Genomic DNA, 19,832 nt, shown 5'->3' with positions numbered 1-19,832 from the left:
GAGGTGCCGAGCCCGCTCGCTGCTGAAGAGAGAGGGGTGCTGCGGTTGGGCCGACGGCGCGCCCCCCACATTTTGCGAGGCATCGATGAAATTACCGCACCGGGACCTTAGCCGGGATAGCATGCTGATCGTTGAGGACGACCCCATAACGCGGGACGCGCTTCAACGCGCCCTCTCACGAAGGTATCCCCACCTCGCCCTCGATTTCGCCGACAACGGCGCGCGGGGGGTGGAGCTCTTCAAGGGGGTCAGGCCGGAAATCGTCCTCACCGATCTGAAGATGCCGAAAATGAGCGGGCTGCAGATGGCGCAAGAGATACGCCTCCTTTCGCCGCAGGCGCACATCATCGTCCTCTCCGCCCACACCGAGGTAGAGCAGCTGATCCTCAGCATCAGCCTCGGCATCAGCCGCTACGTGTTGAAGCCGATCGTATATCCGCAGCTCTTCCAGGCGATCGACGAGGCGATGAACCAGATCCGGCTGAACCGGGAGCTGAAGGCGCACCAGGAGGCACTGGCGGAACGCGAACTGCGGCTGCGCCAGGCTCTCGACTCGGCGGAGCTCGGCACCTGGGAGTACCGGGTAGGGAGCGGCGAGGTCGTTCTGGACGAGCGCAGTCGCGCCATCTTCGGGATCGCGCCGCGGGTACCGGTCACCTACATGGAGATCCTGCAGTGCGTCCACCCCGTGGAGCGCGCCCAACTGCACGAAGGGATCAAGAAGAGCGTCATAGACGCCGACGGCGGCACCTACCGAAAGATACACCGCGTCGTCGGGCCCAAAGGGGAGGTGCGCTGGGTAGCCCTGCACGGCAGGATGTACCGGCACGATGAAGGGGGAAGGGCGGCCGGGTGCTTTGTCGGCATCGCCAGGGACATAACCTACCGGGTCCACGCGGCGGAGGAGGTAAAGGAGCACGAGGCGCGCTACCGCGAGCTCTTCTCCTCCCTGCAGGAGGGGTTCTCGCTGCATGAGGTGGTCGTGGAGACGCATCTCGAGTATCGCTTCGTCGAGCTGAACGCCACCTTCGAGAGGATGGCCGGTATAGGGCGGGAATATCTGGTGGGACGGAGCCTGGGCGAGGTGATGCCGGAGCTTTGTATGGTACTGTCGAGCCGGATGGATCAGGTCGCCAGGACCGGCGTCCCCGCCGAGATCGACTGCAAGATGCGCGACCGCTACCTGGAGATACGCATCTATGCGCCGGACAGGACCCATATCGCCATCATCTATACCGACGTGACCGAGCGCAGAAAGCTGCAGGAGGAGCAGGAGAAGAACGAGCGGCTGGCGTCGCTCGGGGTCCTTGCGGGTGGCATCGCCCACGATTTCAACAACATACTTACCGCCATCGGGGGAAACATCACCGTGGCCCAGCTGGAGGTGGAAAGCGGGGGGGATCCCACGCCGCGCCTGGTGGAGAGCCAGGTCGCCATCGCCAAAGCCGCCGGACTCACCCGCCAACTCCTCACCTTCGCAAGGGGTGGCGAACCGATCCGCAAGCCGCTGGACAGCGAGCCCCTGATACGGGAAGCGGTGTCGCTCTTTCTGAGCGGCACCAACTGCAAGGCCGATCTCGACCTGGTGCCGGACCTGTGGTGCATGGATGCGGACGCGGCCCAGGTCCAGCAGGCCCTGAACAACCTGATCCTGAACGCAGTGCAGGCGATGCAGGGGGGCGGCGTCATCTCCGTCACGGCAACGAACGAGGAGATCGCCGTCTCCCAGAGGAACCTCGCGCCTGGCCGCTACGTGAAGTTAAAGATCGCCGACCAGGGGGGAGGAATTCCCCCCGACACCCTCCCGCGCATCTTTGACCCGTACTTCACCACGAAGCCGACCGGGTCCGGGCTGGGGCTCGCCTCCGTCTTCTCCATCGTGAAGCGGCACCGGGGGGACATCGCCGTGTCGTCAGAGCAAGGGGTGGGGACCTGTTTCGAAATCCTGCTCCCGGCAGCCGGACCGAGGGAGCCCGCGCAGCAGGGGGTTCCCGCCAGCGTTGTGCCGGTGACAGCACGTGGGCAGATCCTTGTGATGGATGATGAAGCGTCCGTACGCTCGGTGGCCCGCCGCATGTTGAAGAAGATCGGCTACGACGTCGTTACCTGCTGTGACGGCGAGGAGGCGATCACCTTGTACCGTGAGCGCCTCGCCGGGGGAGAGCCTTTTGACGCGGTGCTCCTCGACATGACGGTGCCGGGGGGGATGGGGGGGAAGGAGGCGGCGCTGCAGATTCGGCAACTGGACAGTAACGCCGTGATCGTCGTTTCCAGTGGGTACTTCTCCGAGGCGTTGTCCGAGTGGCAGAGCGAGGCGGCAGTAAATGGTGTCGTGGCAAAGCCGTACTCCATTTCACAGTTGGCCGACGAACTCTCGCGGGCGCTGGGCCATTAGTGAGAGCGGGCATGGCTGAGGCGCTCGCCCGCCGTGTCTTCCCGGGGGTAAAGGGGTAACTTCCCAAACATTGACGGTGTGAGCATCGGGAAGGAGTGCGACTTGGGTGGGACAATGTGAGTGCAAACAAAAAAGGCCTTGCGGTCGGTAACTCGCAAGGCCTTTCTATTTTTGCATGGTGCCCAGAGACGGAATCGAACCGCCGACACGAGGATTTTCAATCCTCTGCTCTACCGACTGAGCTATCTGGGCGAAGAACCACTCTTATACGCGGATTGACCTTCGGTGTCAACCCTTTTTTTACCTGCTATGCCCGGGAGATGAACCGGCCGTCTCTGGTGTCGACCTTTATCTTCTCTCCGCTCTCCAGATACGGCGGGACCTGGAGCCTCAAACCGGTCTCCAGGATCGCTTCTTTCGTCTGCGCGGTGGCGGTGGCGTTCTTCAGGGCGGGTGCGGTCTCCGCTACGACCAGTTCGACGGTCATCGGCAGGTCGACGCTTACCATGCGCCCCTCGAAGAGCCCCAACTGCACTTCGGTACCGTCGAGAAGGTACGGCGCCAGCTCGGAGAAGTCGTCTTCGTCCATCTCGAACTGCTCGTAGTTCTCCAGATCCATGAACACGCCGCGGCCGCCGTCGGCGTAGAGGAACTGCCCCTTGTGACGCTCGAAATCGGCCTCGTCGACCTTGTCGCCGGAACGGAACGTCTTGTCCAGCACCTGCCCGGTGATCAGGTTGCGGTACTTCGTCTTCACCATGGTGTTGGCGCCGCGGGCACTCGGGGACTGGAAGGCGACATCGACAAGGACGCAGGGGGCGCCGTCTAACTGGATGATCAGCCCCTTCTTAAAATCGTTGGTGGTAAACATTCGGTTCTTCTCCTTGGGAAAATTTGTCCTTTCTACCAGAATTCTGTGATAAATTCAACGGCTGCCGTAAAGGCGGAATTCCCGGGCGTCACTCGCACAATTGGAGAAAGCATGAAGATAGACACAGAATACATCAAGTTGGACAGCTTCTTAAAGGCGGTAAACGCCGTATGTTCGGGCGGTGAGGCGAAGATCATCGTCTCGGAAGGGATGGTGCGGGTAAACGGGGAGACGGAACTGCGCCGCGGCAGGAAGCTGCGCCCGGGCGATACGGTGGAGGTCGAGGGAAACAGCTTCCAGGTGGAGTGACCACTCACCCTCCAGCGCGCTTCGCCTTGTAGCCGCGCTTGGCAAGCTCCTCGAGGAGGAGATCCCCGTGGTCTCCCTGTATCTCTATGACGCCGTCCTTGGCAGTGCCGCCGCAGCCGCAGCGCCGCTTCAACTCCCCGGCGAGCAGGGTGAGGGCGGCCGCGTCCAACGGGAGGCCGGTGATGACCATGACGGTCTTGCCGCCGCGCCCTTTGCTCTCGCGCCTGATGCGCACGACGCCGTCACCGGCGGGGGGAGCGCCCTTTTTCGAGCAGACGCAGCTTTTGACGGGCTTGTTGCAGGACGGGCAGATTCTGCCGAGTTCGGAACTGTAGACCAGGGTGGAATTGCTGGAGGTGTTCTTTTTCATCCGTCTCTTGTAGCAGAAAGGTGGTGCCGTTCACAAGTTCATTTAGCTGCGATTGCAGTCAGCGAACCCCATCCCCACCCTGACCCTCCCCTTGAAAGGGAGGGGACGTAAGTGAGACGGTGGAGGTGTGATGTAGGCCGGGATATGCCGCAGGCGTTCCCGGCATCACTGCATCAGGCGAACCAGGAGTCGCTACCCATCACGCGTGCATCTTGCCGAAAAGGCTCGGCACTTCGCATGCCATGATGGGACGGGGGGTGATTCTGTCCGGCACCTTCAGCACCGTGACTCCCGGCGGCGGCTCGATCTCCTGATAGAGACGCGGGCTGTGCTCGAGATATCCCTTGGAGAGGTGCATCGGCAAGGCGTAGCGCGGCCGCAGCCGGTCCAGGAGCTTGTTGAGATCGGTCGTGCACAGGTGGCGCGAGGAAGCTGCCTTTTCATGCTCCGCGGAAAGAAAGGCGCACTCGCAGATCAGGAGCGTTACGCCGCTGAGAAGCTTCTCCACGCGCTCCAGGTTTTCGGCGGAGTAGGCAATGTCCGTCACATACCCGATGCTCGCCGGTTCCTCCATCCTCCTGATCGTTTCATAGAAGCATGCTGCGTCGGAGGTCTCTTCCTCCACTACTTCTCCATCCTTCATTACCAGATACCTCAACGGCGCGCGCGCCATGGTCGCCGTGTGGAAAAACCTCTCAAGTTCCTTTATCCACTCTCCCTTTACCACTCCCGCCGCCGCCATGCGTGCGTCGTCCACCATGAAAGCTGGGGTTTCCGTGATACGGTAGGCGAGGACCGGGATCCGGTGCTCGCAGAGCAGCCCCTCCACCTTGAGGAACTGGTTGCGGTAGATCTCGCCGAAGCGCTCCCCGTCCGGAGTCGCGGCGAAGGCATCCGGCCCACGGTACAGGGTGGAGACGATGCGCTCTCCTTCCACCTCTCCTACGCGGAAGTTGCCCCAGAAGGTGTCGGCGAGGTTCCAGTCGTAGGAGGCGAACTTGTTCTCCAGCTTCTTTGCGAGACCGGGGGGGCCGAAGACGTCGATGGTGCGCGGCGAGACGTGGCTGTGCCGAATGAAGATGTCCATTCCCATGAAGTGATCCATGTGGGCGTGGCTGATGAAGATGGCATCGATCGATTTGAGGACGCGCTTGGCGAGGTGGTGCATCTGCCCGCAGTCGAATAGAAGGCACCGTCCGAGGGGGCGGACGTAGATCAGCAGGAGTGGGTCGTCGAAGAGGCCGGAGAAGAAGGTCGGTTCTATGTATCGGAATGGCTTCGGCATGGCCTTATTCTATCATAAGGCCTTTCAATCATCGGGCGCGCGATGACTGAGTCATTCTTCAGAATGTTGATCTGTATCAATTGCAGGCGCACTCTCTCAATGTAGAGTTGTTTCAAAAGAAAATGATGCTCTTCAAAGGAGGATGAGATGGCTGAGAAAAAAGGTGTTGTCACGGGTGAGAAGCTGGAGCTGGCTGGATTAGCTGGTTATCAGGATGGTGCTGTGGTCAGTCGCACTATTCTTGACAAGCCGGTGGGTACGATCACCGCTTTCGCGTTCGACGAGGGGGAAGGGCTGAGTGAGCATACCGCACCGTACGACGCGTTTGTGCAGGTGCTGGACGGCGAGGCGCAGATAAACATAGATGGTACCGCGCACAATGTAGCCGCAGGGGAGATCATCGTCATGCCGGCGAACAAGCCGCACTCCCTGCGCGCGGTGCAGAAATTTAAGATGTTGCTGGTGATGATAAGGGCTTAAACGCGGCTTTTTCCGCAGATTACGCACATCTTAAAGGCGGGTTTTATCCGCAGATTACGCAGATTTCCGCAGATTTTAAAGGTAAAGGCGGAGGGTAAATCGAGAACCTGATCTTCCCTCAATTACTTCTCGAATAAGAGGTAAGGCTGGCAGCTGCTCGAAAATAATCTGCGCTAATCTGCGTAATCTGCGGACGAAAAAACAAAAGGGGCAGCGGTGTCGATGACCGCTGCCCCTTTTCGTGCCCTAGGCGCCGTACCCCTTCTTCAGGAGCTTCGCCACCTCTTTCGAGTGGTAGGTGAGGATGAGATCGGCTCCGGATCTCTTGAACGCCATCATCGTCTCCATGATGACGCGGTCCTCGTCGATCCACCCCATTTTCGCTGCGGCCTTCACCATGCTGTACTCGCCGGAGACGTTGTACACCGCCAGCGGCAGGTTGAACTCGTTGCGCACCTCGCGCACGATGTCCAGGTACGGCAGCCCCGGCTTCACCATGAGGATGTCGGCGCCTTCTTCCACGTCCATCCGCGCCTCGCGGATCGCCTCCAGCCTGTTGGCCGGATCCATCTGGTAGGAGCGGCGGTCGCCAAACTGCGGGGTGGACTCGGCGGCTTCCCTGAACGGCCCGTAGTAGCCGGAAGCATACTTCACGGCGTAGCTCATGACAGGGATGTCCTTGTAGCCGTTGTTGTCCAGCGCCTCGCGGATAGCTGCGACGCGCCCGTCCATCATGTCGGAGGGGGCGACCATGTCGGCGCCTGCCTTTGCATGGGAAAGAGCCTCCCTCGCCAGGAGCTCAAGGGTCTCGTCGTTGTCGACGTCGCCATTTTTGATGATGCCGCAGTGGCCGTGGTCGGTGTACTCGCACATGCAGACGTCGGTGATGACGGCGAGACCGGGGACCGCCTTCTTGATGGCGCGGATCGTTTCCTGGATGATCCCCGTGTCGCAGTACGCATCGCTTCCGACCGCGTCTTTCGTCTCGGGAATCCCGAAGAGGATCACCGCCGGCACGCCGAGCTCATAGGCCTCCTGAGCTTCCTCGACGATGTACTCGATCGACTGCTGGTAGATTCCCGGCATGGAGGAGATCTCCTTGCGGATCCCCTTGCCGAAGGCGGAAAACATCGGGTAGATCAGGTCGTTGGCGGAGAGGCTGGTCTCGCGGACCATGTTTCTGAATACCTCTTTGCTGCGAATGCGCCGGGCGCGGTAGACTGGGTAGAACATGTGCTGTCTCCTTTGGTTATGCGATGAGGCTCCTGACGATGCCTCGGCAGTGACATGCGGCGCGTCTGCCGACCTTGAAATCGCGCCTCTTTTGTAAAGTTGTGATCTTTCTGCCTAAACCGTGGTGGCGGCCTCCGCCTGCGGCGTCCCAGCGAAATACTCCACCAGCTCCGCTTCCAGTGCGTCCAGTGTGTACTGTGCGGGCTCCACATGCACCTCCAGCCCGAGTTCCCGGCAGGTGGACGAGGTGATCGGGCCGATGGAGGCGATGGCTACGCCGTCCAGCAGGTGCAGAAATCTCTCGCCGCCAAGAATACGCTGAAGATTCTGCACAGTCGAGGATGAAGTGAAGGTGACGCAGTCGATCTTTCCGTCTTCCAGCGCGGCCAGAGATTCCGCCGGAATGTCGGCGGGGATGACGTTGGCGTACGCCACGGGCGTCACCACCTCTGCCCCCATCCGGGCGAGCTCCCGCGGCACGACATCGCGTGCACGGTCCCCTTTCGGAAAGAGCACTTTCTTCCCCGCGATCTCCAGCGAGCCGAAGGCGTCGACCACCCCCTCAGCCTTGTAGTCGGGGGGGACAAGATCCGCGCGCACTCCGAAGACCTTCAGCGCTGCGGCGGTTTTCGGGCCGACGGCGCAGACCCGGCAGCGCCCGAGGGCGCGGGTGTCGAGACCGTGCGCGTTGAGGCGGCAGAAGAAGTACTTCACCGCGTTGTACGAGGTAAAGATTATCCAGTCGAAAGTGTCGATCTCGGTGATGGCGCCGTCCAGCTCCTCGAAGCTTGCCGGCGGAATGATTTCGATCGTGGGGCAGCTGTACACGCGGGCACCGAGGCGCTCGAGGCGGCCGGAGAATTCACCCGCCTGGTCCGCCGCACGCGTCACGAGGATCGATTTCCCGAAGAGGGGCCTGTTGTCGAACCAGCGCAGCGTCTCCCGAAGGCTCACGACTTCTCCGACGACCGTTATGGCGGGAGCGCGGAATCCGGCCTCGCGCGCCTTTTCGGCGATGTTTTCCAGGGTGCCGACCAGCACCTCCTGCTCAGGCCGCGTCCCCCAGCGGATAAGGGCTACCGGAGTCTCGGCCGGCCTGCCGTGGGAGATCATGTTCTGGGCGATCTGCGGGAGGTTTTTGACTCCCATGTAGAAGACGACCGTCCCGGAGCCGAGCGAGAGCCGCTCCCAGTCGATCTGGGAGTTCTCCTTCTCCGGGCTTTCGTGCCCGGTGACGAAGGCGACGGATGTGGCGATGCAGCGGTGGGTGAGGGGGATGCCGGCGTAGCTGCTAGCCCCGATCGCGGCGGTGATACCGGGGACCACCTCGAACGGGATCCCCGCAGCCTCGAGGGCCAGGCACTCCTCACCGCCCCTGCCGAAGATGAACGGATCGCCCCCCTTCAGCCGCACGACCTGCCGGCCGCTCCGTGCTTTCTCCACCAGTAGCTCGTTTATCTTCTGCTGATCGCTGTTGTGCCCACCGCCGATCTTTCCTGCGTAGATGAGCTCCGCTCCCGCCGGCGCGAGCCTCAGCAGATCGTCGTTGGCGAGGTAGTCGTAGAGGACGACCTCTGCCTTGGCGAGGCAGTCGCGCCCCTTGACGGTGATCAGCCCGGGGTCGCCGGGACCTGCGCCGACAAGATACACGAAGCCTTCGGCTGCTGAATTTTCTGTCATACCGTCACCACCTTCCGGGAGAAATGCCGCTGGCGCCTTCCCTTTTGTGAGCGGCCGCGAGACCGCGTCCAGGGTTGTCGCCTTCAAAAGCTAAAAGGCTAAGGGAGGACCGTTAGCCTTTTTGATGCCTTCTACGTCTGCTGCTGAATCCCTTCCGCGAAGGATGAATGCCCCCCTGTGAGAGGGGCATTCATCGGACCAACAGACGTTGTGATGCTACCTGATAAGCGGTGCTTAGACCGGGATTTCCTTCTCCCGGGAAACTTCGCGCTGGTATACCTCGGCGAGAATCGCGTGGCCCCCATCCGCCAGAAGCTGCTCGGCGAGCTTGATGCCCAGCTTCTCGCACTCGACTGCCGGCCCGGTGACGGTGCCCTTCACGGAGGTCTTGCCGTCAACGGACGCGATGAAGCCGGTAAGCTTCAGCTCGTCGCCGGTAACCTGCCCGAAGGCTGCGATCGGAACCTGGCAGCCCCCCTCGCAGCGCCACAGGAGCGCGCGCTCGGCGCGGACCGCATGGGCAGTGTCGGGGTGGTTGAAGAATTCGATCGCCTGCTTCACCTCTTCGTTGGCGAGTGCGCACTCGATGCCGAGAGCGCCCTGCCCGATGGCCGGGAGGGAGAGGTCGGTGTCGAGGTACTCGCTGACGTTGTCGGCAAAGCCGAGACGATTGAGGCCTGCTGCGGCAAGAATGACTGCGTCGAGCCCTTCGGTCTCCAGCTTCTTCATCCTGGTTTCCACGTTGCCGCGGATGATCACCATTTCGAGGTCCGGGCGCACCTTGAGGAGCTGGGCCTGGCGGCGCAGCGCGGAGGTGCCGATCTTCGCGCCCCGCGGGAGGTCGGCGAACTTCACGCCGCGGGAGATGACCGCGTCGCGCGGATCTTCGCGCTCGGTGATGCAGTACAGGCCGAGCCCTTCCGGGAACTCGGTCGGCACGTCTTTCATGCTGTGCACAGCGATGTCGATCTCGCCGCGCAGCATCGCTTCCTCGATCTCCTTCACGAAGAGCCCTTTGCCGCCGACCTGCGCCAGCGGTACATCAAGGATCTTGTCGCCGATGGTCTTGATCTTGACGAGGGTAACTTCCATATCCGGATAGCGCTTCTCAAGCTCGGATTTTACCCAATTTGCCTGCCACAGCGCGAGCTGGCTCGCGCGGGTCCCAATTCTCAGCTGTTTCAACGCCATCTAGATACTCTCCTTATAGTGAACAAGTCCAACTCGGTGTGTCTTTTCTTTAACGTCAGGCTGCGGGGCGCCCCTCAAGGGGACTCGTGAACCTCGGTATTACTCTTCTATCTCCATCAGCGCCTCGCGCGGCGCGGTGTCCTCCAACTCGAAGAGCTGGCGCAGCGCGTCTACGTACAGCTCGTTGCGGCTCCCCTGGTCGGTCTTTTTCAGGATGCTGGTTGGCTGGTGCAGAAGCTTGTTCATGATCGCATTGGTCAGCGACTCCAGCTTCTTCTCGGCGTCCGGCGGCAGGTCCTTCCAGTTTGCCAAGGTCTTTGCGAGCTCGGTCCTGCGCACATCGTCGAAGCGGGTCCTCAGCGCCACGATGGTGGGGGTCACCTCCAGGGAGGAGAGCCACTTGAAGAACTGCCCGATCTCCTGCTCCACGATCGCCTCTGCCTTCGCAGCCTCGATCTTTCTCTGCTCCAGGTTCGTGGCGACGACGCCATTCAGGTCATCGACCGTGTAGAGGTAGACGTTCTCCACGTCGTTGACCTTCGGGTCGATGTCGCGCGGCACGGCGATGTCGATGAAAAACATCGGCTTCAGCTTGCGGCGCCGGATCACCTCGTCCACCTCTTTCGGCTTGATGATGAAGTGCGGCGCGCCGGTGGAGGAGAGGATGATGTCCGCCTTGTGCAGGTGGTCGAAGAGCTCCTCGAAGCGGACCGGCTTCCCGTCGAACTCCTCGGCGAGCTTCTCGGCGCGCTCGAAGGTCCTGTTGGTGACCATGACGCCGCGCACTCCGGAGTTTATGAAGTGCTTCGCCGCCAGCTCGCACATCTCCCCTGCGCCGACGAGGAGGACGACCTTGTCCGAGAGGTCGCCGAAGATCTTCTTGGCGAGCTCCACTGCCGCGAAGGCGACGGAGACCGCAGAGGAGGCGATCTTCGTCTCGGTGCGCACCCTCTTTGCGACGGAAAACGCCTTGTGCAGGAAGCGGTTCAGGATGACGCCGGAACTCTTGAACTCTGCGGCGTAGCCGTAGGAGGTCTTGATCTGTCCGAGGATCTGCGGCTCCCCCACCACCATGGAGTCGAGGCTCGCGGCGACGCGGAAGACGTGGCGGGTGGCGTCCTCGCCGTGGTAGGCGTAGAGGTGCTTTTCCAGGAGCTCCAGGTCCACCTTGTGGTAGTCGGCAAGGAAGCGTTTCAGGCGCGCCATGCCGCCAGCCACGTCCCTCGTGGTGGCGTAGATCTCTACCCGGTTGCAGGTGGAGACGATGACGGCCTCGGTGATATCGGGAAGCGCCACCACGGCGCGCAGCGGTTTTTCCATCTGAGTCGGGGCGAACGCCACCTTCTCCCGGATTTCCACTCCGGCAGTCTTATGGGACAGCCCGACCACGATAATGTTCATAAACAACCTGCCTCTTTTGAGAAGTTACAGCTGACGGCGCTTCGGTTCCGATAACTCATTTGTAGCTGTGCAGCCCCGGCGGAAGGAAATTCAGCCCCAGGAAGGTGAAAAGGAGGATCGCAAAGCCGAGAATGGAGAGGAACGCGGCCTTTCTGCCGCGCCAACCGGTGGTGAGACGACCGTGCAGGAGTGCTGCGTACACAAACCAGGTTATGAGGGACCATGTCTCCTTCGGGTCCCAACTCCAGTAGGTGCCCCAGGCGGTTTCCGCCCAGATGGCGCCGGAGATGATGGCAAAAGTCAGAAGCGGGAAGCCCCAGGTCAGGCAGCGGTAGCTGATCTCGTCCAGAAGGTCGAGGGGGGGGAGCTTCTGGAAGAGGGCGCCGAGCTTCTTTTTCTTCAGGTAGTGCGACTGTATGAGGTACATGATGCTGACGCCGAAGGAGATGGCGAAGGCAGCGTATCCCAGGAAGGCGAGGGCGGTGTGGATCGAGAGCCAGCCGCTCTTGAGCGCCGGGTTGAGCGGCATGATGTCCGAAGGGTACCCTGCCGAAAGCGCCAGGAAAAGGAGCGCCAGAGGAGTTACGAAGGACCCGAGGATAAAGACGTGGTAGCGCCTCTCGCAGACGATGAAGACGCCGATGACGGCGAGGCTGAAGAAGGAGAGGGATTCGTGCAGGTTTGTTATCGGAAAGTGTCCCGCCTCGCGGAAGCGGTTCAGGGTGAAGATGAGATGGACGAGAAAGCCCGTCGATATGAGCCAGTGAGCGGCGCGCCCAAAGATGTCCCGCGGCTTGACCAGAAAGGCGAGGTATACGGCGGTGGCGGCTGAGTAGATGGCCAGGGCGGAATTGAAGAGCAACGCGTTCATGAAGGATCCTTTTTTACCGCTGCGGAGAGGACCTGTGCGAATTCGGGGCCCAGGAGTTTTAGGAGCGTCTGGAGTGCTTCGTCCCGGGAGCCGTTTTTGATCATGGCAGGGAGGTCGAGCGCGGCGAGCTCGGAAAAAATCGGCTCATTGTATTCGCTACCTGCCTTGGCAGTCAATATCTTTTCACGGACGCGTCCGAGAAGCTCCAGAGCCTCTGCGTACTCCGGTCCGAATTGCGTTTCCAGCGTCTCCACGATCTTGCGGGAGAGCGCGGGGCTCACTCCGCCGGTGGAGACGGTGATCTGCAAGTCGCCGCGGCAAAGGAGGGCGGGAGTGCCGAAATCGGAGTCCGCCGGGGCGTCCACCCGATCGACTAGGACCCCGATGCGGCGGGCCTCCGTCGCGACGGAGGCATTGGTCGCTTCATCGTCGGTGGCGGCAAAGGCGAGAAAGGCGCCGGCGAGATCCCCCTCGGAGTAACCCCTGGCGAGGTGGGTCGCGTTCCCGGCGGAGACGATGGCTTGGAGCTGGTTGCAAAGTTCAGGGGCGATGACGGTGACGGAGGCGCCGGCGGCGACGAGACGTCCGGCCTTGCGCGCGGCGACCCGACCCCCGCCGATGATGACGACTTTTTTGCCGTGGAGGTTCAGGTTGATCGGGTAACAGCGCAAGGAAGGGTCTCCTGGTGATATGAAGCCTGCAGTGGTATGTAATTCTGCTATGGCAGTGGCCGCAGCGCCAAATGTGAAGCCCCCCGGCGATGGCGGCCGAGCCGCCTGGAGGGATCGCAGGTGGAGGTGCCCCTGGCGGCCTCTGCGCTGCATACACTATTGCGGCGAAATGCAACTGTTACTCGCCACTTTTTCTCAGGGTGTCACTATGGCCCAACCTGCGAAGCCCTGTCAACAGCGGATGTGGAACTGTCACAGCGCCGCTGCCGGCTTTAATTACTCCTTGCTTTTTTTGGCCGCTCATCTATGATCATAGACGATTGTATATTTCCTTAAGGAGAGGGTTACATGGCCAGTGAACACGTGCATGCATTCACCGATGACAACTTTGAAAAAGAAGTTCTTCAGTCCGATATACCGGTGCTGGTAGATTTTTGGGCCACCTGGTGCGCCCCCTGCAAGGCTATCTCCCCCCTCATCGATTCCATCGCAGAGGAGTACCAGGGGCGCGTTAAGGTCGGGAAGGTAAACGTTGACGACAACCCCGCTACTCCGGGAAAATACGGCGTGCGCGGCATCCCCACCGTCATCCTCCTGAAGGACGGCAAGGTGCTCGATCAGGTCGTCGGTGCGATCCCCAAATCACAGCTGGAGGCGCTGATCAAGAAGGCCCTTTAACTCCATGAAAAGAGTTCTCGCCAGAATCAGTCGATACTCTCTCCCCTTAGCGGTTGCCGGCATGCTGATGAATGCAGTGCCGGCCGCCGCTATTTTGCAGAAAGGGGATGTCGCTCCTCCCATCAAGCTGACCACCACTGCAGGACAACCGATCTCCCTCGCGAACTACCGCGGCTATGTGCTCGTCATGGACTTCTTCGCCACGTGGTGCGTCCCGTGCAAGAATTCCATTCCGCATCTCAATACGCTCAATCGCAAGTACGGGAAGCAGGGGCTGCAGATCCTGGGAGTCAGTGTGGATGAGGGGGGGGAGAAAGAGGTGAAGTCCTTCTCCGCCGAGAAGAAGATCGGCTATCCGATCGCCATAGCCGGTGAAGATATGCAGACCGATTACGGCCTGCGCTCTGTGCCCACCATCTACATCATCAACAAAAGAGGGGTGGTCGCGGAGAAATTCCAGGGGTATTCCGAGCAGACCGGCAAAGCGATAGAGGACACAATCAGAAGGCTCATCGCCGAACAGTGACGTAATAGAATAGAAGAATCGACAGGGAGTAGAGCTACTCGTTCAGGTCATCCGGCAGGTAGAATTCGCTCCCTCCACCCATCCCCCCCCCGTTGAGATGCGGTCCCGCATTCCCTTTCACCTGACCTTCCACCCAGCCACCGATCTTATTCTCCACAAGCTGTTTCAGGTCCTTCTCCATCTTGGCGCGCTGCACCTTCTGGTAATTGGGGAGCATCCGCATCTCGTAGTGGACGTGGGGGCCGGTCGACCTGCCACTGGTGCCGGAGAGGGCGATGACGCTGTCGCTGGTGACCTTCTCCCCTGCACGCACCTTCACGGCGGAGTTGTGGCCATAGATGGTGAGGTAGCCGTTGCCGTGGTCGATGGCGACCATCTCGCCGTACCCCTTGTAGGTGCCGGCGAAATAGACGGTTCCCGATTCGACGGGGTGCACGGGAGTCCCCATCGGGACGGCGATGTCGTAGCCGTTGTGGTACATCATCCTCCCGGTGCCGAAGGGGTCGAGGCGCCACCCGGTCCCGGACGTGACCGTGCCGCCATCGACGGGGGAAGTCCTGCGGGCTTCGGCTGGAGCGGGGCAGACGGAAAGTGCGGTGAAAAGGATCGCGCCAAGGGCGAGAGTGCGGTGAAGCATTCCGATCTCCTGGTGCGGCATGGCCGCCGCGGGTACTAGGTTGTGCATCATACCCTTGTGAGCCGGAAGAAACAACCGTGTCGGTGAAAAGCATTCTGGGGGCGAGCCGCGGGGGCGGATGTGGCATCTGAATGTAGGCCGGGATAAGCCGGAGGCGTTCCCGGCGGCTGTGGACTCTGCCGGAAACGCTGCGCTTATTCCGGCCTACATCGATTCCGTCCTATCCTTTTCGATTCATAGTCCTGCGCATGGTACGAGCTGCGCACGTAGGGGGCGCTTTCCACGTGGAGGAACCCCAGGGAGAGGGCCTTCTCCCGGTAGCGCTCGAAAAGCTCCGGCTCGAGGTAGCGCTGCACCGGGTAATGCTGCCGGCTCGGGGCGAGGTACTGCCCGAGGCTCAAGTATGAGCATCCCGTCGCGCGGAGCTCTTCCAGCACCGCGAAGAGCTCTTCTTCCTCTTCCCCGAGGCCAAGCATCAGTCCCGACTTCGTCTTCAGCTGCGGTGCAAGCTGGTGTGCCCTCGCCAGTAGCTGAAGAGACCGGCCGTAGTCGGCGCCGGCGCGGATGAAGTACAGCCGCGGCACCGTCTCGAGATTGTGCCCCAGTATCTCCGGAGCGCTCTGCAGCACCACCGACAGCGCCCCTTCGTCTCCGGCAAAATCCGGCACCAGAAGCTCCACCGCGGTCTCCGGAGAGGCCCGCCGAATCTGCCGGACCGTCTCCGCGAAGTGTGCCGCGCCTCCGTCTGGGAGGTCGTCGCGCGTGGGGCTCGTCACCACCACGTGGGCAAGCTTCAGCCGCTGCACCGCCTGCGCCACGTTTCCCGGCTCCTGCGGATCAGGGGGGCGTGGCGCTTCCTTCGAAACGTTGCAGAACGAACAGTGCCTCGTGCAGATGCGGCCGAGGATGAGGAAGGTGGCCTGGCTCCTGGAAAAGCACTCGGTGATGTTCGGGCAATGCGCCTGCTGGCAGACCGTCTCGAGACGCAGCTCGCTCAGCAGCCCCTCCATCTCTCCGTGAGCGCCGGGGTTGATCTTTTTCTGCAGCCAATGTGGTTTCCGCAACGGATCCATGCACTACCTTTCCAGTTGAGCTATTACTTCCCGGCGTCTCCCTTGAGGGTCCACCGTTCGCACCGGTACTTTTCGTCCAGAAGCCTCTGCACGTTTTCCCATTCCTGCGCCGTTACCGGATGAGGCTTCAGCGTCACCTGCACATCTGCCTCAAACGAGGCCGCCAGCGCTTCCTTCAGTGTCTCCACCGGTACGGTTACGCCGAGCTCTTCGAGACTTACGGCGCGCTCTGCTCCCGGAGCCGGCTCGCGCAGGTAGCGCAACCCCCGGGCCACGCGGCTCGACAGCGGGATAGACCCGTGCTGGAAGATGAGGTCGCGTTTCCTGCGCTGCGCGTTCCCCCCCAGCTTCCGCCCCCCCACCACGATGTCGTACGCTTCCCTCCCCGCAAAGCAAAAGGGTGTCGCCGCTCCGAAGCGGACCTCGTCGTCGCTGCACTCCGTCGCAAACGCGGGATCGAGCCCGAGTCCGCGGTAGGTGCTCATGAGGAAAGCGCAGAGCTGGCGAAAGCCGTCCTTTACGCTGGAGATGTGGCCGAGATGGGAGGGTGAGCAGACGAGGCTGTAGGTGAGCTCGTGGTCATGGTAGATGATGCCGCCGCCGGTCATGCGCCGAACGACGTCGACGCCGTCGCCGCTGCAGACCGGCAGGTTCAGGGAAGCTGCGGCATCCTGGTAGCGCCCGACGCTCAGGGCGGCCGGGCTCCAGCCGTAGAGGCGAAGTACCGGAGGGGAAGCGCCGGCGGCAAAGCTCTCCAGGAGTGCCTCGTCGAGCGCCATGTTGGCGGGGCCGTCCAGCCTCCCGCTGTCAACCAGGCGCCACGCGCCTCCGTTTTCTCTCACTGCAACTCCTTTCGTTCGATCTTCCCGCGCGACGGAGAGGGGGACAGCGACGGAGAGGGGGACAGGCACCTTTTAACAAAGGAGCCAGTCCCCGCCTAGTCCCTACTCGCAGCAGACCTGCTGCGCCCTCGCGGCGCGCGCCTCGTCGAGCCGCCCGACCGGTGTCCCGACCGGAGCCTGCCGCAGCGATTCCGGATCGGTAGCCGCTATCCGCGCCGCTTCCAGCATCGCGTCGACAAAGTCATCGAGAGTCTGCTTGCTCTCTGTTTCGGTCGGCTCGATCATGATCGCTTCCTTCACGTTGAGCGGGAAGTACACGGTCGGCGGGTGGTAGCGGCGGTCGATCAGGTACTTTGCGATGTCGATGGCGTGCACGCCGTCCTTCGTCTGCCTGCTCGCGGAAAAGACGCATTCGTGCATGCACAGGGTGTCGAAGGGAAGATCATACGCTTCTTTCAGCCGCGCCATAACATAATTCGCATTCAGAACCGCCTGCTCGCTCACCTCGATCAGTCCTTCCTTCCCGAGGCGGGTGATATAACCGTAGGCGCGGGCCATGATGCCGAAGTTGCCGAAGAAGTCGGAGACGCGGCCGATGCTCTTCTCGCTGGGGACGAGGGTAAACTTGCCGTCCTCCCCCCGCACCACCCGCGGTCCCGGCAGGAAGGGGGCGAGCCGCTGCGCCACGCCGACCGGGCCGCTCCCGGGGCCGCCGCCGCCGTGCGGGGTGCCGAAGGTCTTGTGCAGGTTCACGTGGATGACGTCGAAGCCGAGATCCCCAGGCCGCACCTTTCCGAGGATGGCGTTCAGGTTCGCGCCGTCGTAGTAGGTGAGGGCGCCCACCTCGTGCGCCATGCGGCACACGTCGGCGACGTAGGGGTTGAAGATGCCGAGGGTGTTGGGGCAGGTCAGCATGACCGCGGCGACCTCGTTCGTGAGCACCTGCCGGTAGGCGTCCAGGTCCATGTCGCCGTACGGCGCGCTCGGTACCGTGATGAGCTCGTAGCCGGCGATCGCCGCGCTCGCGGGGTTTGTGCCGTGGGAGGAGTCGGGGACGATGACGTAGCGCCGCTTCTCCCCGTTTGCCCGGTGGTAGGCGGCGATCATGAGGATCCCGGTCATCTCCCCGTGCGCCCCCGCCAGAGGCTGCGTCGTTACCTGGTCCATCCCCGTGATCTCGCACAGCTGCCGCTCCAGCTCCCAGATAAGCGACAGAGGCCCCTGCGCCATCTCCGCGCCCCCAGGAAGGAGTGCCAGCATCGGGTGGCAGTCGCGGAAGAGGGCGGCGAGGTCCTCCATCACCTTCACGTTGTACTTCATGGTGCAGGAGCCGAGGGGGTAGAAATTGGTATCGACCGAGAAGTTGCGCCTGGAGAGGTTCGTATAATGCCGCACCAGATCGAGCTCGCTCACCTCCGGGAGCCGCGGCGGCTCCTTTCGGGAGAGCTCGGCGGGGAACGGTTCGGCGTGCGGGACGTCCGGCGCGGGGAGCCTCACCCCCGGCCGCCCCGGCATCGATTTTTCGAATATCAGCTGCATACCGCCTCCTGCAGACCCTCGGCGAGTTTCTCGATCTGCTCCCGGCTGCGCCGTTCGGTCACCGTCACCACGAGGGAGTTCTCGCGCCCGGGGTAGTACGACCCGAGCGGCACCCCCGCGGCGATCCCCCGCGCCAGGAGCCGCTGCACGACACTTCCCGCGTCCGTGGGGAGCGTGAGGGTGAATTCGTTGAAGGTCGGCGCACGGTTTTCCAGGGTGACGCCGTCGATCAGGGCGAGCACCTTCTTGGCGTGCTCCGCCTTGTCGTAGTTTAGCTGTGCCAGCTCGCGGAAACCGTCCGCGCCGAGCGCCGTCATGAAGATCATCCCTCGCAGCGCGCAGAGGCTCTGGTTGGTGCAGATGTTGGAGGTCGCCTTGTGCCTCTTTATGTGCTGCTCGCGGGCCTGCAGGGTGAGGACGTAGCCGCGACGCCCGGAGCGGTCGATGGTCTCCCCGACGATCCTCCCGGGAAGGTTCCTGATGAGGCTTTTTGTGGCGGCGATGAGGCCGAAGGCGGGGCCGCCGAAGGAGAGGGGGTTGCCGAGGCTTTGTCCCTCACCGACCGCGATGTCCGCGCCCATTTCCCCGGGACTCTTTACAAGACCGAGCGAGATGGGGTAGCACGACACCACCAGGAGCGCCCCCTGCTGGTGCGCCCGTTCGGCGAGTGCGGTGAAATCGGCGACGCTCCCGAAGAAGTTTGGATTCTGCACGAGGACCGCCGCGGTCTCCCCGCTGATGGCGGAAGAGAGGCGCTCCAGATCCGCCTCGCACCCCTTCGCCTCGATCTCCACGAGCTGCGCCTCGTGCCCCGCCAGATATCCCCTGACGATCTCCCGGTGCAAAGGGTTCACGGACTGGTCGAGCACGATGGCGTTGCGGTTGGTGACGCGCAGCGCCATGAGCGCCCCTTCCGCAAGGGCCGTCCCGCCGTCGTAGAGGGAGGCGTTCGATACCTCCATCCCGGTGAGGCGGCAGATCCCGCTCTGGTACTCGTAGAGCGCCTGGAGCGTCCCCTGCGAGCACTCCGGCTGGTACGGGGTGTAGGAGGTGGCGAACTCTGCGCGGGAGCCGAGGTGGTCGACGGTCGCCGGGATGAGGTGGTCGTACAGACCTCCGCCGATGAAGGGGACGATCCCGCTGCCGCCGGCCTGCGCCAGCTGGCGCGCCCGGTCCATGAGCTCGAATTCGGAGATGCCGGGGGGGAGGTCGAAGGAGCGGGCGCGCAGCTCCTTCGGTATGGGGGCGAAGAGATCCTCGATCGTCTCCACCCCGATCACCGAGAGCATCTCCCGTATCTCCTCGGGGGTGTTCGGGCAGTATGTCATCAGCTGAGCCCCTTCAGGTACTCCTGGTATTTTGCCTCATCCATGAGGGCGGAGAGCTCGGAGAGGTCGGCGGGCTCCAGCTTGCAGAGCCACCCTTCACCTTCGGCGCTCTGGTTTACTATCTCCGGTGCGCTCTCCAGATCGGGGTTCACCTCGATGACGGTGCCGGAGAGGGGTGCGTACACGTCACTTGCCGCCTTCACCGACTCTATGCCGGCAAGTACCTCGGACTGGCTTACCGTCTTCCCGGTCGCGGGCAATTCGATGAAGGTGATGTCGCCGAGCTCGTGGGCGGCATGGACAGAGATGCCGACCGTCGCCACTTCACCGACCACCTCCACCCACTCGTGCTCCTTCGTGTAGTACTTTGTCATCTGCCACCTCCCCCCTGGAATGGTGCCGCAGCACCAGATGCCCCGTAAAATGCACGCGGTAAAGTATTGCAGCAGGAG

Annotated in this window: 20 protein-coding genes and 1 tRNA gene; 5 read left to right on the top strand and 16 right to left on the bottom strand. The window is 62.3% G+C overall.

Translation table 11 applies throughout. From position 1 onward, the window contains the following. Positions 1 to 85: 85 nt before the first annotated feature. Positions 86 to 2,395 (top strand): response regulator, encoded by a 2,310-nt coding sequence (locus tag LPW11_RS05730; RefSeq protein WP_230997172.1) that lies wholly within the window; start codon positions 86 to 88, stop codon positions 2,393 to 2,395. Between the two features lie 176 nt (positions 2,396 to 2,571). On the opposite strand, the gene LPW11_RS05725 is transcribed toward LPW11_RS05730, so the two are convergent. Both LPW11_RS05725 and LPW11_RS05720 read right to left on the bottom strand, forming a co-directional pair. Next, positions 2,572 to 2,647, bottom strand: a tRNA-Phe gene (locus LPW11_RS05725). A 55-nt stretch (positions 2,648 to 2,702) separates the two neighbouring features. After that, positions 2,703 to 3,266, bottom strand: a complete 564-nt coding sequence (locus LPW11_RS05720) for an elongation factor P (protein WP_230997171.1) — start codon at positions 3,264 to 3,266, stop codon at positions 2,703 to 2,705. Between the two features lie 111 nt (positions 3,267 to 3,377). On the opposite strand from LPW11_RS05720, the gene yaaA reads away from it, so the two are divergent. Then, complete coding sequence (gene yaaA, locus LPW11_RS05715) at positions 3,378 to 3,575, top strand: S4 domain-containing protein YaaA (RefSeq protein WP_230997170.1); 198 nt, start codon at positions 3,378 to 3,380, stop codon at positions 3,573 to 3,575. A 4-nt stretch (positions 3,576 to 3,579) separates the two neighbouring features. Here yaaA and LPW11_RS05710 read toward each other — a convergent pair whose 3' ends face one another. Continuing rightward, positions 3,580 to 3,945 carry a translation initiation factor Sui1 gene (locus tag LPW11_RS05710; RefSeq protein WP_230997169.1) on the bottom strand — a complete coding sequence of 122 codons (366 nt, stop codon included), beginning with the start codon at positions 3,943 to 3,945 and terminating at the stop codon, positions 3,580 to 3,582. Between the two features lie 199 nt (positions 3,946 to 4,144). Next, on the bottom strand, positions 4,145 to 5,230 hold the full coding sequence (locus LPW11_RS05705) for a ribonuclease Z (RefSeq protein WP_230997168.1): 1,086 nt from the start codon (positions 5,228 to 5,230) through the stop codon (positions 4,145 to 4,147). Between the two features lie 147 nt (positions 5,231 to 5,377). Here LPW11_RS05705 and LPW11_RS05700 point away from each other — a divergent pair, with 147 nt between their 5' ends. After that, positions 5,378 to 5,710: a cupin domain-containing protein gene (locus LPW11_RS05700; RefSeq protein WP_230997167.1), complete on the top strand. Its 333-nt coding sequence runs from the start codon at positions 5,378 to 5,380 to the stop codon at positions 5,708 to 5,710. A gap of 246 nt (positions 5,711 to 5,956) precedes the next feature. Here the strand turns inward: LPW11_RS05700 and hemB are convergent, their stop codons facing one another. The 6 genes from hemB to LPW11_RS05670 form a co-directional block, all read right to left on the bottom strand. Next, positions 5,957 to 6,943, bottom strand: a complete 987-nt coding sequence (gene hemB, locus LPW11_RS05695) for a porphobilinogen synthase (RefSeq protein ID WP_230997166.1) — start codon at positions 6,941 to 6,943, stop codon at positions 5,957 to 5,959. A 114-nt stretch (positions 6,944 to 7,057) separates the two neighbouring features. Continuing rightward, positions 7,058 to 8,623, bottom strand: a complete 1,566-nt coding sequence (cobA, locus tag LPW11_RS05690) for a uroporphyrinogen-III C-methyltransferase (protein WP_230997165.1) — start codon at positions 8,621 to 8,623, stop codon at positions 7,058 to 7,060. Between the two features lie 234 nt (positions 8,624 to 8,857). Further along, positions 8,858 to 9,814 carry a hydroxymethylbilane synthase gene (hemC, locus tag LPW11_RS05685; protein ID WP_230997164.1) on the bottom strand — a complete coding sequence of 319 codons (957 nt, stop codon included), beginning with the start codon at positions 9,812 to 9,814 and terminating at the stop codon, positions 8,858 to 8,860. Between the two features lie 99 nt (positions 9,815 to 9,913). Beyond that, positions 9,914 to 11,215 carry a glutamyl-tRNA reductase gene (gene hemA, locus LPW11_RS05680; protein WP_230997163.1) on the bottom strand — a complete coding sequence of 434 codons (1,302 nt, stop codon included), beginning with the start codon at positions 11,213 to 11,215 and terminating at the stop codon, positions 9,914 to 9,916. A 55-nt stretch (positions 11,216 to 11,270) separates the two neighbouring features. Further along, positions 11,271 to 12,086, bottom strand: a complete 816-nt coding sequence (ccsB, locus tag LPW11_RS05675; RefSeq protein ID WP_230997162.1) for a c-type cytochrome biogenesis protein CcsB — start codon at positions 12,084 to 12,086, stop codon at positions 11,271 to 11,273. Further along, entirely contained in the window at positions 12,083 to 12,757 is a 675-nt protein-coding gene (locus LPW11_RS05670) for a precorrin-2 dehydrogenase/sirohydrochlorin ferrochelatase family protein (protein WP_230997161.1), read from the bottom strand. The genes ccsB and LPW11_RS05670 overlap by 4 nt, the downstream gene beginning before the upstream one ends. Before the next feature lie 348 nt (positions 12,758 to 13,105). Here LPW11_RS05670 and trxA point away from each other — a divergent pair, with 348 nt between their 5' ends. Together trxA and LPW11_RS05660 are read left to right on the top strand one after the other, a co-directional pair. Then, positions 13,106 to 13,435: a thioredoxin gene (gene trxA, locus LPW11_RS05665; RefSeq protein WP_230997160.1), complete on the top strand. Its 330-nt coding sequence runs from the start codon at positions 13,106 to 13,108 to the stop codon at positions 13,433 to 13,435. Positions 13,436 to 13,439: 4 nt separating this feature from the next. Further along, positions 13,440 to 13,961 (top strand): TlpA family protein disulfide reductase, encoded by a 522-nt coding sequence (locus LPW11_RS05660; protein WP_230997159.1) that lies wholly within the window; start codon positions 13,440 to 13,442, stop codon positions 13,959 to 13,961. Positions 13,962 to 13,995: 34 nt separating this feature from the next. On the opposite strand, the gene LPW11_RS05655 is transcribed toward LPW11_RS05660, so the two are convergent. From LPW11_RS05655 to gcvH, 6 genes are all read right to left on the bottom strand, one after another. Then, positions 13,996 to 14,598 carry a M23 family metallopeptidase gene (locus LPW11_RS05655; RefSeq protein WP_230997158.1) on the bottom strand — a complete coding sequence of 201 codons (603 nt, stop codon included), beginning with the start codon at positions 14,596 to 14,598 and terminating at the stop codon, positions 13,996 to 13,998. Between the two features lie 194 nt (positions 14,599 to 14,792). Further along, positions 14,793 to 15,671, bottom strand: a complete 879-nt coding sequence (gene lipA, locus LPW11_RS05650; protein ID WP_230997157.1) for a lipoyl synthase — start codon at positions 15,669 to 15,671, stop codon at positions 14,793 to 14,795. Between the two features lie 23 nt (positions 15,672 to 15,694). After that, the gene (locus tag LPW11_RS05645; protein ID WP_230997156.1) at positions 15,695 to 16,513 is read right to left on the bottom strand and encodes a lipoate--protein ligase family protein; all 819 of its coding nucleotides are present in this window, start codon (positions 16,511 to 16,513) and stop codon (positions 15,695 to 15,697) included. A gap of 102 nt (positions 16,514 to 16,615) precedes the next feature. Continuing rightward, positions 16,616 to 18,052, bottom strand: coding sequence for an aminomethyl-transferring glycine dehydrogenase subunit GcvPB (gcvPB, locus tag LPW11_RS05640; RefSeq protein ID WP_230997155.1), 1,437 nt, complete (start codon positions 18,050 to 18,052; stop codon positions 16,616 to 16,618). Further along, positions 18,043 to 19,380 carry an aminomethyl-transferring glycine dehydrogenase subunit GcvPA gene (gcvPA, locus tag LPW11_RS05635; RefSeq protein ID WP_230997154.1) on the bottom strand — a complete coding sequence of 446 codons (1,338 nt, stop codon included), beginning with the start codon at positions 19,378 to 19,380 and terminating at the stop codon, positions 18,043 to 18,045. Before gcvPA ends, gcvPB begins: the two co-directional genes overlap by 10 nt. Continuing rightward, on the bottom strand, positions 19,380 to 19,754 hold the full coding sequence (gene gcvH / locus LPW11_RS05630; protein WP_230997153.1) for a glycine cleavage system protein GcvH: 375 nt from the start codon (positions 19,752 to 19,754) through the stop codon (positions 19,380 to 19,382). Before gcvH ends, gcvPA begins: the two co-directional genes overlap by 1 nt. Between the last annotated feature and the right edge of the window lie 78 nt (positions 19,755 to 19,832).

The organism is Geomonas sp. RF6 (assembly GCF_021044625.1).
Taxonomy (GTDB): domain Bacteria; phylum Desulfobacterota; class Desulfuromonadia; order Geobacterales; family Geobacteraceae; genus RF6.
The sequence above is the reverse complement of the archived record's forward strand: the minus strand, read 5'-3'. Positions and strand labels throughout refer to the sequence as shown.